The sequence below is a fragment of the Microbacterium sp. genome (assembly GCF_047606385.1).
Classification (GTDB): domain Bacteria; phylum Actinomycetota; class Actinomycetes; order Actinomycetales; family Microbacteriaceae; genus Microbacterium.
This window is the reverse complement of sequence record NZ_JASGEL010000009.1, coordinates 17,434-30,385: the sequence shown is the minus strand read 5'-3', so window position 1 is coordinate 30,385 and position 12,952 is coordinate 17,434. Positions and strand designations below refer to the sequence as shown.

The following is a 12,952-nucleotide window of genomic DNA, read 5'->3' as shown; positions in this document are numbered from 1 at the left end:
GGTCGCCCGCGCGTCGTGCGGACGGCATCACCCGGCCCCGACCGCGCCGGTCGCGCCGCCCGCCTCAGGCTCGGGCGCGCCGCACGGCCGCCACGATCTTCTCGCGGTCGGGCAGCGGCCGCGGCCGGCCGTCGGCCGAGAAGTAGACCCGGCAGGTGAGGGCCGGGACCACCTCGTCGGGCGGGTCGACGTCGCGGCCGTCGACCCGGATGGTCGGCGACCCGACGAAGCCCTCGTCCGCCGCATCCTCCATGGTGACCATCTGCAGCCGCACGATGCGCGCCGGGTCCTCCCCCGCCTCGTGCAGCACCGACGCGAACAACTCATAGGCGTCCCCGTGCGACGGGCAGCCGCTCCACCACAGCAGCTCGTAGCGCGACGCGCTCACGAGGCGGCTCCGCCGCTGCGCAGCACCGCGCGCTCGTCGGTGCCGAGATAGCTCGCGACGACGGCGGGGTCTGTGCGCACCGCCTCCGGCTCGCCCCGCGCGATCACCCTGCCCTGCGCCATCGCGACGACCTCGTCGCTGGCTCCCATGACGAACGGCAGATCGTGCTCGACGAGCAGCGTCGCCGCCCGCGTGTCGTGGACGATCCGCCGCACCAGCGCCCCGAGGCTCTCCACCTCGCGCTGGGCGAGGCCTGCCGCCGGCTCGTCGAGGAGGATCACCGACGGCCTCCGGCTGAGCACGCACGCCAGCTCGACCACGCGCCGGGTGCCGGTCGACAGGTCCGCGATGAGACTGTCGAGCCACGCCTCCAGCCCGAGCGACCGCGCCAGCGCGTCCGACTCGGCGCGCAGGCGGGCGTCCCGTCGCAGCCCGCGCGGCCACCACAGCATGTCGCCCGCCAGGGAGACCGGCGCGTCGGCCTCCCTGGCGAGCGCGAGGGTCTCCGAGACCGTGAGGCCCTCGAACAGCCGGGCGTTCTGGAACGTCCGCGCGACGCCGAGGCGCGCGCGACGGTGCGCGGGAAGCCGATCGAGCCGCACGCCGCCCAGCGTGATGCGTCCGCTCGCACGGCGCTCGGCGCCGCTGATCGCATTCACGAGGGTCGACTTGCCGGCCCCGTTCGTCCCGATCAGGCCCGTGATCGTCGCGCCTGCCATCGTGAAGCTGACGTCGTCGTTGGCCACGATGCCCCCGAATCGCACGCTGAGCCCGGTCACGGCGAGGGTCTGGTCCCCGCTGGGCCGCGGGGCGACGCGCCCGATCGGCGCGGCGGGCTCCGGCCGGGCCGGACTCGGACGCCACGCCTCGAGCCGTCGCAGGACCCGGCCGCGCAGCCTACGCAGCCCCGCCCCGATCCCCTCCGGGTCCGCCTTGATCGCGAGGAGCACGCCGATCGCCCCCAGGAGCGTGATGAGATTCTGGATGCTGCCCGCGAGACCGTTGACGAACATGCCCAGCACGACGGGGAACCCGATGACGCCCACGCCGGCCAGCACGGGTCCGGCGAGGGTCGCCACCCCGCCGATGACCACCATGAACACGAGGGTGATCGACGCGTCGGCGGAGAACTGGCTCGCCTGGAACGTGCCGAGCCCCACCCCCCACAGGCCGCCCGCCACCGTGGCGACCGCGCCGGAGAGGGCGAAGGCCTTCACCTTCTGCACCGCCGGGGAGATGCCGGTCGCCGCGGCGGCCACCTCGTTGTCGCGAACGGCTCGGAGGCGACGGCCGGAGGCGCCGCGCGCCACGCCGGCCAGGAGCAGCACGACCAGGATCAGCACCGCCAGGCAGACGAAGTAGTACGTCCGGCGGTCCAGCAGCGACAGGCCGAGCAGGTGCGGGCCGAACACCGAGATCAGCGTCTGGCCGGCGGGGTTGAGCAGGGCGCTGGGCAGCAGCCACGCCTGCACCGCGGTCACGAACCCGAGCGTCAGCACCGCGAGATACATGCCGCGGGCGCGCAGCGCGGGGATGCCGAGCAGCCCCGCGACCACGCCGCCCGCCACGGCGGCCGCGACGAGCGCCAGCGAGACGTCCCATCCGTGGTTGACCAGCAGGGCGACGAGATAGGCGCCGATGCCGACGAAGGCGAACTGGCCGAGCGCGATCTGGCCGGTCCAGCCGGTGATCACGCAGACCGACAGCGCGGCCAGGGCGTAGCAGATGATCTGGATGAGCGTGAGCTGGCCCGCGGAGGTCCCGATGGCGAACGGCGCCGCGACCCCGACCGCGACGATCAGCACGACCGTGGCGGTCCTCACCCGCGTGGACCAGCGGGTCAGGTCCAGCGCGCGCGGCAGCGGCGCCGTGGCGGGCACCACGGCGCCCGCGTCCTCCGCGCCCATGCGGGAGCGCCGTGCGGTGGCGACGACCACGATGACGAGCACGACGAACAGGAGCGCCGAGACGGTCCCCGGGTCGGACACGTTCGCGTAGAGGAACGCCTGCAGGATGCCGAGGAGCACGCCCGCCATCGCGGCGCGGCTCAGCGACCAGAAGCCGCCGGCGAGCGCGGCCGTGAAGGCCATGAGGAGCATCGAGGTGCCCTGCGACGCCAGGCCCGTGCCGGCGGCGACGCCCTGCACCGGGTTGTAGAGCACGACGGTGAGCGCGGCGAGGCCTCCGACCAGGCTGAAGACGACGGCGCCGACGCGATGGACGGGGATGCCGGCGAGCCGGGCCGCCTCGGCGTTGTCCGACGAGGCCAGCAGCGCGAGTCCGTAGCGGCTGCGGGCCAGGAAGATCCCGAGCGCCGCGGTGACGACGGCGACGACCGCGAGCATGGTCACGGCCGCGGCCGACACCGTCACGTCCCCGAACGTGAACACGGCGTCGGAGACCGCCGGGTACGCGCCGGGATGGCTCAGCGGCGGGAAGAGGTTCCCCGCCGCGGACACGAGCTGGGACAGGCCGAGCGTCGCGATCAGGAGCACCACCTTGGGGCGCGACGCCAGCGGCCGCATGACGATCCGCTGGAACAGGTACGAGACCGCCGCCCCGACCGCGACGCCGGCGACCACGCCGACCCAGTACGGCAGCTGCCACTCCAGGATCAGCCACGCGGTGACCAGCGCGCCGAACACGCCGACCTGCGCATGGGCGAAGTTGAGCACGCGCGTGGATCGGTAGACCAGCAGCAGACCGACGGCCATGAGGGCGTAGCCGGTGCCCTCGATGGCGCCCGTCAGGGCGGTGGCCAGCGACAGATGGACGCCGAGCAGATCGAGGCTCATGCCGGAGCCCCCAGGAAGACGGCGCGCGCGAGATCGTCGCGGCGCAGCAGGTCCGCGCTGGCGCCCTCGAAGCGCACACGCCCCTTCTCCATGAAGATCGCCCGCTGCGCGAGGTGGAGGGCGACGTTGAGGGACTGCTCCACGACGACGATCGTCATCCCGGCGCCGGCGAGCTGCTCGACCACCTGCATGAGCTGTCCGACCACGACGGGCGCGAGCCCGAGCGAGAGCTCGTCGATCAGCAGCAGCCGGGGCTCGGGCAGCAGCCCTTTCGCGAGCGCCAGCATCTGCTGCTCGCCGCCGGAGAGGGAGCCCGCACGGCGGGACCGCAGCTCCCGGAGCACCGGGAACAGCTCGAGCACGTGGTCGGTGCGCGCCGCGACCCGCCGGCGGTCGCGCCCGAACGAGAAGCACCCGGCCCGCAGGTTGTCGGCGACGGTCAGCTCGGGGAAGACGGCGTGACCGCCGTCGACGAGCATGATGCCCGCCCTCGCGCGACGCTCGCACGGCACGGCGCCCAGCGCTTCGCCGCGCCAGCGGATGGTGCCGGCGGTGGCGGCGGCGAGACCGACGATGGCCTTCAGGAGCGTCGACTTGCCTGCGCCGTTGGTGCCGAGCAGGGCGAGCGTCTCGCCCTCCCGCACCGCCATCGACACGCCGTGCAGCACCTGGATCGGGCCGTACGCGACCTCGAGCTCGTCGACCTCGAGCACCGTGGCGCTCATCGGCCCGACCACACGCCGTCGGTGGGCTCCCAGCCGCCGTCCGACCACGTGACCACCTGCAGGCCCGAGACGCCCGCCGGCGTGCCGGCCTCGAAGGTGAGGTCGCCGTAGCTGGCGATCCCGTCGACATGCCCGAGTCCTTCGACGGCGGTCGCGAACGCCGCGCCGCTGAACGCGGTGTCGCCCAGTGCCGTCAACGCCTTGCCGAGCACGGTGACCAGGTCGCAGGCCTGCAGCAGGGTCTGGTAGTTCGTGGACCCGGCCACGAGCGTCTCGCCTCCTTGCGTCTCGTATCGATCGGCGCAGGTGGATGCCGCGTCGCCGCCCGCGTCGGCGCCGAACGTGCGCTGGGTGAGGGCGGACGCCTCGAGGTCTGCCGGATAGGCGGCGGCGAACGTCTCGGCCACCGCGTAGTTCAGGTCGCTCGCGATCACCGGCGCGCTCCAGCCCGCGCTGGACTCGCCGCCGAGGAACTGCATCAGGTTCGCCGACGGCGTGGCGTCGACGATGACGTCGACTCCCGCCTCCTTCATCTGTGTGATCTCCGTCGGGATCTGCTGGGCCACCGCCTGCAGGTCGGACGTCAGGGTCGTCACATGCGCCACCTCGACGCCGGCGTCCTCCAGCGCGGGCACCAGAACGTCGGTCACCGGCGTCGCGTCCCCGCCCAGCGCGTCGGTCAGCACGCCGACGGTCTTGCCGTCGAGGACCCCCGACGAGATGAGGTAGTCCGCGAAGCGCTCGGCGGCGGTCGAGGGCAGCTGATCCAGCGTGAGCACCGTGCCGGTGTCGATCGAATAGGCGGCCTCCGGCGCGGCGACGTCCTGCAGCAGGACCCCGCCCTGCTGCGCGACGCACTGGTCGCCGCCGTTGACGAACTGACCGCTGAGGACCAGGTCGTCCCGGCTGTCCTGCACGAAGTGGGCGCAGGCCGTCTGCGGCGCCCCCGAGTCGACGAGGTCGAAGGTGGCGTAGTCGGGGACCAGCGTGTAGCCGCCGGCCGCGTCGGTGCCCGAGATGGCGTCGAGCGCGATCGTGTACATCTGCTCGATCTGGTCGGCGGTCAACGCGTCGGGCGAGGCGACTCCCGCCTTCACGAGCGAGGAGCTGTCGGCGATCGGGATGCCGATGTGCAGCGTCCTGCCGCTCGTGTCGGTGCCGGACGCCGAGCCGCATCCGGACAGGCCGGCGGCGAGGATCGTCGCGGTGGCGACGAGGATCAGCGGCGCGGTGCGCCGGGTGGTGAAGGACATGTGAACTCCTCTTCGAGTCGTGGTGTCGTCAGGGATGGGTCGTGCAGGGGTCGGAGGGACGGCTCAGATGCCGCCCGCGGAACGGACGAGCTCGCCCGTGACGTTGCCGTTGCGTGCGGAGGCGAGGAAGGCGATCAGGGCGGCGACGTCCTCCGGCCGTGAGGCGTGGCCGGTCGGGATGACCGCCTCCGAGGCCGCGATCCGCTCGGCGGGGAAGCGGGCGACCGCCTCCTCGGTGAGGGTGAGACCGGGCAGCACGGCGTTGACGAGAACGCCCTGAGCGCCCACCTCGCGTGCGAGGGAGCGCGTCAGGCCGTGCAGGCCCGACTTGGCCGCGGTGTGGGCGACGACGCCGGGGTTGCCGACCGCGGCGTGCACCGTCGAGACGAGGACGATCCGTCCCCAACCGGTCGCGAGCATGCCGGGCAGCACCGCCCGCACGACGTTGCCCGGGCCCTCCAGCTGCTCGCGCAGAGCGGACCGCCAGCCGTCGTCGTCGAGGCCGGAGAAGGGACCGGGGCGTGGGAACGAGCCGGCGTTGGCGACCAGGATCCGCACCGGCGACCACTCCTCCGGCAGCGTCGCGAGCGCGTCGCGGACGCCGGCGGGCTCCGTGTGGTCGAACCCGACGGCGATCGCCCGCCCGCCGGCGCCGGCGATCGCCGCCACGACGGACTCGGCTGCGTCACGACCGGTGCGGTAGCCCACGAGCACGCACGCGCCCTCGGCGGCGAGCCGGGCGGCGACCGCGCGTCCGATCCCGCGGGAGGCGCCGGTGACCAGCGCGACGCGCCCGTCGATCCCGAGATCCATCAGGCCGCCCCCGCCCGCTGCACGAGCTCCAGCACGACCCCGTCCGGGCCGCGCAGGAAGGCCAGGCGCGCCCGGTGGTCGGCGGGGCCGACCTCGCCGGGAGCCCCGAACGGCTCGGCCCCGTTCGCGATCAGTCGCGCGAGCGCGGCATCCAGGTCCCGCACCGCGATCCCGACGTGGACCTGCCCGGCGGCCTCGAAGGCGCGGGCGCCCGCCGCGGGCCGATCGAACGACACGAGCGAGAGACCGGTGCCGCCGGGAACGCGCAGGGCGACGACCCGCATGCGCGCCTGCGCCGGTGTCGCGGTGAGCGCGAGCATCTCGGCGGGACTGCCCCACCCCGAGTCGAACGCGGTCTCCAGTCCCAGCCCCGCGCGGAAGAAGGACGCCGCCCGATCGATGTCCGCGACGTGCACGACGATATTGGCCAGCCCGACGACCGGCCCCGCCTCGGCGGTCGGCATCAGAGCGTCCACTTGATCGTGCAGCCCATGAGACGGGTCTGCGCGAGCCGCACCGGCTCGCCGGCGAGGACGTCGTCGAGGGCGTCGCGAAGCCACTGCGCGCGCAGCTCGGGTCGCTCCGAGTCGGCGTCCGGGGCGCCATGGTAGACGAGCCGGCGGTCCCGGTCCACGACGTACACGTCGGGCGTGTGTCGGGCGCCCAGGCGTCGCGCGACGGCTTGCCCGGCGTCGACGAGGTAGGGCGTGGCGAAGTCTCCCGTCGCGACCCGCGCGCGGGACACCGTCAGGGCGTCCGCCGCGTTGACGGCGGGGTCGTTCGCATTGATCTGCACCATGCGCACGCCGCATGGCGCATAGTCGCGCGCGACCGCCTGCAGCCGTTCCTGCCATCCCAGCGCCCACGGGCAGGCGTTGCAGGTGAAGACGATGACGGATGCCGCGGCCTCCGGATCGAACCATGTCGTCGCCGTGCCGTCCGTGTCGGGCAGCGCGAAGACCGGCACCGGCGTCCCGATCGCCGGCGCCGGCTGCAGGTCGCTCGGCTCGGCGTGCCGGGGACGGGGCGAGATGGTGGCGATCAGCCCGTCCGCATCGAGTCCGAGCTCGAAGTCCATGGCGGCCATCGGTCCCCCGGGACTCGGCATCGGCGCGCCGTCCGCATTGGCGAAGCGGACCGTGTACCGGTCGCCGCCCCGATCGATGAGCCGCACCGCCGTCTCGCTGAACCGGCCTCGCGGCATCGTCCCCAGCTGCGCCACCACGGCATCGACGCCGAGGCGCCGCCTGCCGTCGAAGTCGTATTCCACGTCGCTCGCGAAGCTCTCGCGGAGCCGCTCGGACTGGTCCGGGTCGGTGCTCGCCGCCAGCCAGGTGCGGATGGATGCCGGGACGTCCGGCTCGTGCGTCGTTGCCATGACGACATCATGGACGACTTTGTGACAGTCTGTCTACATTTATTCGAGAATCTGTCACAAGAGCGCGCGGAAGGCCTCCTCCGCGATCGGCCACCATTGCGCGCGTCGCCGCTCCAGGAGCACGCGGACTTCCAGCCCCGGCCAGTCGTCCGGCAGTCCGGCGGGGGGAAGCTCGGGGTCGGCGTGGGTCACCGCGTACCACTGCCGTCGCATCACGATCCAGGCCGCGAGCGTCTGCTCCGGATCGGAGGGCGACAGTGACGAGGCGACCTCGAGGAACTCCTCGTACACCGTGCGCGCCGCCGTCAGGTCCCATGCGGTCGCGACGAGCTCGGGCAGCGACGGGCGGTCGAAGGTGACCGAGCCGGACAGCAGCTGGAAGGAGGAGTCGCCGGCCAGCACCTCGACCGCCGCCTGCGCGCGCGGGCCGTGAGGAGCGATCCACATCCCGCCACCGAGCGAGCCGAACGTCTCCAGCAGCAGACGGTTGCGAGTGGCGTGCTCGGGATCGCGGTCCACACGTCCCCGGATCGCGACGAGCGTCCAGGTCCCGTCCCAGTCGGCGGCGGCGTCCCGCTGATCGGCGTCGCCGAGCATCCGCTGCAGCAGCGCACGGCCGTCATCCGACAGCAGCACCTCGCCGCGGCGGGCGACCGGCGGACGCTCGAGCGCACCGGCCCGTGCCGCGCGCGAGAGCGCCTGCCGGGCCGCGGCGGGCTCGAAGCCCACGATCTCCATGACGCGGACGACGGCCGCGTGCGGCAGCCCCCCGGTGCGCGGCAGGGCGAACTCGGTGAGGATCGTGCGCAGGGTCGTCGAGGCCGACGTCGCCCACCCCTCGTTCTGCCGAGCCATGGCACCTCCGATCGTCGCCCAGCTTAGGGCGCGCGATCTCCGGCGTTCCCACGCCCCGGCGACAGCACGCCGACCGTCCGAGCAGCGCGGGCGCGTCAGCGTGCCGCGCGCACGCCGACGCGCACGAGGTGCTCGTTGACGAACTTCCCCGCCGGATCCCACCGCTCGAACACGGCGCGGGCGTCGGCCAGGCGCGGGTGGACGGCGGCGAGGCGCGCGGCGTCGAATCCGTGCACCTTGCCCCAGTGCGGACGTGCGGAGAAGGGCTCGAGCGCCGCCTCGATCAGCGGGACGAGCGCGGCGACCTCGTCCGGCCGGTCCAGCCACGTGAAGTGGATGACGACCACATCGCGCTCGTAGGCGGGGCTCAGCCACAGGTCGTCGGCGGCGGCCGTGCGGATCTCGCTCCACACCAGGACCGGCCGGATGGCGTCGCCCAGCGCGAGGACGGCATCCAGCGCCGCCGCGCCCTGGGCGCGCGGGACGAAGTACTCGGTCTGGATCTCCGCCCCGAAGGAGGGCTCGCGATCGAGCCGGAAGTGCGGCAGCCGATGCATCCAGGGCCCGGGGACGCCGCCCAGCCCGGTGATGTTGTCGCCGCTGCCCAGCGGCGAGCCTTCGAGGGTGAGCCGCCCGCCCTGCAGTGTGTCCGCGACGACCTGGTCGTCTCCGGCCACCCGGGTCTTGACCCAGACCCAGCCGAGGTCCTCCGGCTCCCATCGGGTGAAGATCGACACGCTGTAGCCCGCTCCGGTCAGCGCGCCGAGGTCGGCCAGCGCCGTCTCCCAGCGGACGCCGCGGTAGAGGTCCTGCCGCACCCGGTACGAGGGCACGGTCTCGAGCTCGACCGCCACGACCACCCCGAACGCGCCGACTCCCACCACGAGCGCGGGGAAGTCGGGATCGTCCCGCCGCACCTCGCGCACCTCGCCGTCGGCGTCGACGACCCGCAGCGCGGTGACGGCGGTGCTCAGCACGCCGTTCCGGTCGCCCGAGCCGTGCGTGCCGGTCGCCGTCGATCCGGCGACGCCGATGTGCGGCAGCGATCCCATGTTGAACAGGGCTCGGCCCCGCGCCTCCAGCGCCGGCGCGAGGACGCCGTAGCGGGTGCCGGCCCAGGCCCACACCCGCTCGCCGACCTCGCCGATCACGCCCGCGAGCGCCGAGACGTCGAGGAGGGTGCCGGCGGTGTCCGGCAGGTCGGTGAAGGAGTGCCGCGTCCCCAGCGCGTGCGCGCGGCGGGCGCCGGCGACGGCGGTCCGCACCTCCGCCACGCTGCGGACCGCCTCGATCCGGGGCGCCGTGTACGCGTAGGTGCCCGCCCAGTTGCGTTCCATCCGCTCACTCCTGCTCTGCCGCGACGGCCGCTCCGGACCCCGTCGTCGAGGCGCGCACGACCAGCTCGGGATGGAACATGACGTGCTCGTGCTGCGGTGAGCCGCCGTCGGCGATCTCGGCGAGCAGGTCCACCGCGGTGGCGCCGATGAGATGAGCCGGCTGTCGCACCGAGCTCAGGGGGACGACGGCGGCCGAGGAGAAGTCGATGTCGTCGTAGCCGATCAGGGCGATGTCGTCCGGGACCCGCACCGTGCCGGTCATCACGAGCGACTGCAGCACGCCGAGGGCGAGCAGGTCGTTCGCGGCGAAGATCGCGTCGGGACGCGTGCGGGCGGTCCGCTCCTGGATGCGGTGTCCCGCGGCGCGCCCCGCGGCCACCGTCAGGGCGGGGGTGTCGATGAGCTCCAGCGTCGCGCCCGGCACGTCGGCGACGGCGCGCTGTGCGCCGTCCAGCCGGTCCGCGACCTGGCGGATCGCGACGGGGCCGCCCACGAACGCGAGCCTGCGGCGTCCGACCTGGAGCAGGTGCTCCGCCGCCAGCCGGCCGCCGGCCACGTCGTCGACGGCCACCGAGGAGACCCCCGGCTCGTGCGTCTCACGATCGACGAGCACGGCGGGGATGCCGCGCTGCCGCAGCCGCCGCAGCCGCGGCAGCGCCTCGGCGACCGGCGTGAGGAGCACCCCGAACACGCGCTGCTCCTCGAACATGTCCAGGTGCGTGGCTTCGCGGTCGGCGCGCTCGTCGCTGTTGGCGACCAGCACCGTCATCCCGCGCTCGGCCGCGCGCTCCTCCGCGCCCCGGGCGACGTCGGTGAAGAACGGGTTGCGCAGGTCCAGGACGACCAGTCCGATCGAACGGCTGCGCCCGGCCCGCAGCTGCCGGGCGGCGTCGTTGCGGACGAAGCCGAGCTCGTCGATCACGGCGAGCACCCGTTCCACGGTCGCGGCGGCGACCTTCTCGGGGCGGTTGAGCACATTGGAGACCGTGCCCACCGAGACGCCGGCGGCGTTCGCCACATCCCGCACGCTCGCCGCCATATCCCGCCCCTTCTGCAGCGAGCCTAGGGCACCGGTCGCGTCATCCCGCACGGAAGCCGTGACGGCCGCCGACGACCTCGTGCACGACGCCGTCGGGCAGCACGATCTCCGCCGGCAGGCCGTCCGGCAGCCGCACCTCCAGGTCGAAGACGCCGTCCGCGGTGCGCCACGACGTCTCGATCCGCCCGTGCGCGCTGTCGTACGAGGTGCGTGCCCAGTCGATCCCGGGTCCGGGCACGGGCTCGATCCGTACCCGCTCGTACCCGGGCGCCGCGGGACGGATGCCGCCGACCACCTGGTAGATCCAGTCGGCGACCGCGCCGAGCGCGTAGTGGTTGAAGCTCGTCATCTCGCCCGGGTTGATCGTGCCGTCGGGGAGCATCGAGTCCCAGCGCTCCCAGACGGTGGTGGCGCCCATCGTCACCGGGTACAGCCACGAGGGGCACTCGCGCTCCAGCAGCAGCCGGTACGCCTCCTCGACGTGGCCGGTGCCGGACAGCGCCCAGGTCACGAACGGCGTCCCGGCGAACCCGGTCGTGACCCGGAAGCCGGAGGCGCGCACGAGCTCGGCGAGCCGGTCGCCGGCGGCACGGGTCGTCGGCTCGTCGAGCAGCCCGAAGCAGATCGCGAGCGCGTAGACCGTCGCGCAGTCGGAGCGGACGCGACCGCCGGCCTCGACATAGTGCGCGACGAATGCCTCGCGGGTGCGCTCGGCGAGCGCGCTCCACCGCTCCGCGTCCTCGTCCCGGCCGATGGTCCGCGCCGCCTCCGCCGCGAACGACGCGGAGCGGAACAGGCACGCGGTGGCCACGACGGCGGGGTCGGCCTTCGCGGCGGCAGGATCGTGCGGCGAGGCGTCGGGGTCGAGCCAGTCGCCGAACTGGAATCCCTGGTCCCACAGCCCGGTCGGCGAGAGGACCCGCTCGACCGACTCCAGGTGCAGCACCATGGCCGGGTAGTGCGCGGCGAGCCGGTCCCGATCGCCGTACGCCTGCCACAGCGCCTGCGGCACCCAGACCGCGGCGTCGCCCCAGATGGCGGTGGCGCCGAGGGCGGGGAAGGCGAAGTCCTCGCCGAAGTTCGCGTACTTGAGCACGTCCGGGACGACGATGGGCACGATCCCCGCCGGCGAGTGGGCGGTCTCCTGGTACAGGTCGCGCAGCCAGCCGTCGAGGAAGCCGGCCGTGTCGAACTGGAACGAGGCGGATGCCGCGTACGCGGCGATGTCGCCGGTCCAACCCAGCCGCTCGTCGCGCTGCGGGCAGTCGGTGGGGACGCTCAGGAAGTTGCCCTTCTGCCCCCACACCGAGTTGTGCACCAGCTGGTTCACCAGCGGCTCCGAGCACTCGAAGAAGCCGGTGCGCGCCATGTCGGAGTGCACGACGACGGCGGTGAGGCCGTCGGCCGTGAGCTCGCCCGGCCAGCCCTCGACCTCGGCGTAGCGGAAGCCGTGGAACGTGAGCGTCGGCTCGAGGTCGTCCTCGCCGCCGGAGAGCACGAACACGTCGGTCGCCTGCGCGGCCCGCAGCGGCCGGGTGCCCAGCTCGTCGTGCTCGAGCACCTCGGCGTGGCGGATCGTGATCTCGGTGCCGGCCGGCCCCTGCACGGTGACGCGGATCCACCCGACGAGGTTCTGGCCGAAGTCGACCAGGGTCTTCCCGGACGGCGAGGTCCAGATCCGCACCGGCCGCAGCCTCTCGTGGCGCGTGATCGGCGGCGCACTCTGCACGACGAGCGTGCGGCGATCGACCTCGACCTCGCGCACCGCCAGCGGCTCGGCATCCGCCCCGCGCAGCCGGGCATCGATGGTCTGGCCGTTGTAGAGCGAGTTGCGCGTGATCTCGGATGCCGTCGCCTCCCAGTCGCCGGACGTGACCACGCGCTGCACGGAGCCGTCCGCGAACGTGACCTCGACGGCCGCGCACACCGCGATCTCGTCGCCGTAGTTCGCGTCGGCGCCCTCGAAGCCGAGGCTGCCGCGATACCAGCCGTTGCCGAGCAGCAGCTCGATGCGCAGCGCCCCCTCGCCGGCGCGCACCGTCGCGGTCACATCGTGGCGCTGCACGTTGAGGCGCCATTCGTAGGAGGTCCAGCCCGGGTCCAGCACGGAGTCGGAGACCGGCTGCCCGTCGACACGGGCCTCGTAGACGCCGTGCGCGGTGGCGGTGAGGACGGCGCCGACCACCTCGGTGCGGGCCTGGTCGAGCTCGGCCGCGAATCGGAAGCGCGGCGCGGCCTCACGCGGCGCGTCCGCCGCGATGAACGCGGCGTGATCGAGGACGGTGATCGGGGTGGAGACGACGGTGCTCGGCTCAGCCGACATGGGGGGCCTTTCTGGTCGGGGCGTGGGGGCGACGCGGCGAGGTCGA

11 protein-coding genes are annotated in these 12,952 nt (G+C 73.7%); all 11 read right to left on the bottom strand.

Translation table 11 applies throughout. The annotated features are described in order from the left end of the window. Window positions 1–64 precede the first annotated feature (64 nt). The 11 genes from QM626_RS01070 to QM626_RS01020 all read right to left on the bottom strand — a co-directional run bounded on the left by QM626_RS01070 (window position 65) and on the right by QM626_RS01020 (window position 12,906). Complete coding sequence (locus QM626_RS01070) at window positions 65–388, bottom strand: hypothetical protein (protein ID WP_415073022.1); 324 nt, start codon at window positions 386–388, stop codon at window positions 65–67. After that, window positions 385–3,183 (bottom strand): ABC transporter permease subunit, encoded by a 2,799-nt coding sequence (locus QM626_RS01065; protein WP_415073020.1) that lies wholly within the window; start codon window positions 3,181–3,183, stop codon window positions 385–387. The genes QM626_RS01070 and QM626_RS01065 overlap by 4 nt, the downstream gene beginning before the upstream one ends. Then, window positions 3,180–3,908 (bottom strand): ABC transporter ATP-binding protein, encoded by a 729-nt coding sequence (locus QM626_RS01060; RefSeq protein WP_415073018.1) that lies wholly within the window; start codon window positions 3,906–3,908, stop codon window positions 3,180–3,182. The genes QM626_RS01065 and QM626_RS01060 overlap by 4 nt, the downstream gene beginning before the upstream one ends. Next, complete coding sequence (locus tag QM626_RS01055; protein WP_415073016.1) at window positions 3,905–5,161, bottom strand: hypothetical protein; 1,257 nt, start codon at window positions 5,159–5,161, stop codon at window positions 3,905–3,907. Before QM626_RS01055 ends, QM626_RS01060 begins: the two co-directional genes overlap by 4 nt. Before the next feature lie 63 nt (window positions 5,162–5,224). Continuing rightward, on the bottom strand, window positions 5,225–5,974 hold the full coding sequence (locus QM626_RS01050; protein WP_415073014.1) for an SDR family oxidoreductase: 750 nt from the start codon (window positions 5,972–5,974) through the stop codon (window positions 5,225–5,227). Then, a complete protein-coding gene (locus QM626_RS01045) occupies window positions 5,974–6,438 on the bottom strand; it encodes a VOC family protein (RefSeq protein WP_415073012.1) in 465 nt (154 codons plus the stop codon). Before QM626_RS01045 ends, QM626_RS01050 begins: the two co-directional genes overlap by 1 nt. Further along, window positions 6,438–7,352: a thioredoxin family protein gene (locus tag QM626_RS01040; RefSeq protein WP_415073010.1), complete on the bottom strand. Its 915-nt coding sequence runs from the start codon at window positions 7,350–7,352 to the stop codon at window positions 6,438–6,440. Before QM626_RS01040 ends, QM626_RS01045 begins: the two co-directional genes overlap by 1 nt. A gap of 54 nt (window positions 7,353–7,406) precedes the next feature. Next, window positions 7,407–8,207 carry a PaaX family transcriptional regulator C-terminal domain-containing protein gene (locus QM626_RS01035; protein ID WP_415073008.1) on the bottom strand — a complete coding sequence of 267 codons (801 nt, stop codon included), beginning with the start codon at window positions 8,205–8,207 and terminating at the stop codon, window positions 7,407–7,409. Between the two features lie 95 nt (window positions 8,208–8,302). After that, a complete protein-coding gene (locus QM626_RS01030; RefSeq protein ID WP_415073006.1) occupies window positions 8,303–9,544 on the bottom strand; it encodes a D-arabinono-1,4-lactone oxidase in 1,242 nt (413 codons plus the stop codon). 4 nt (window positions 9,545–9,548) lie between these two features. Further along, window positions 9,549–10,583: a LacI family DNA-binding transcriptional regulator gene (locus tag QM626_RS01025; protein ID WP_415073004.1), complete on the bottom strand. Its 1,035-nt coding sequence runs from the start codon at window positions 10,581–10,583 to the stop codon at window positions 9,549–9,551. Window positions 10,584–10,623: 40 nt separating this feature from the next. Further along, window positions 10,624–12,906: a family 78 glycoside hydrolase catalytic domain gene (locus QM626_RS01020; protein ID WP_415073002.1), complete on the bottom strand. Its 2,283-nt coding sequence runs from the start codon at window positions 12,904–12,906 to the stop codon at window positions 10,624–10,626. Between the last annotated feature and the right edge of the window lie 46 nt (window positions 12,907–12,952).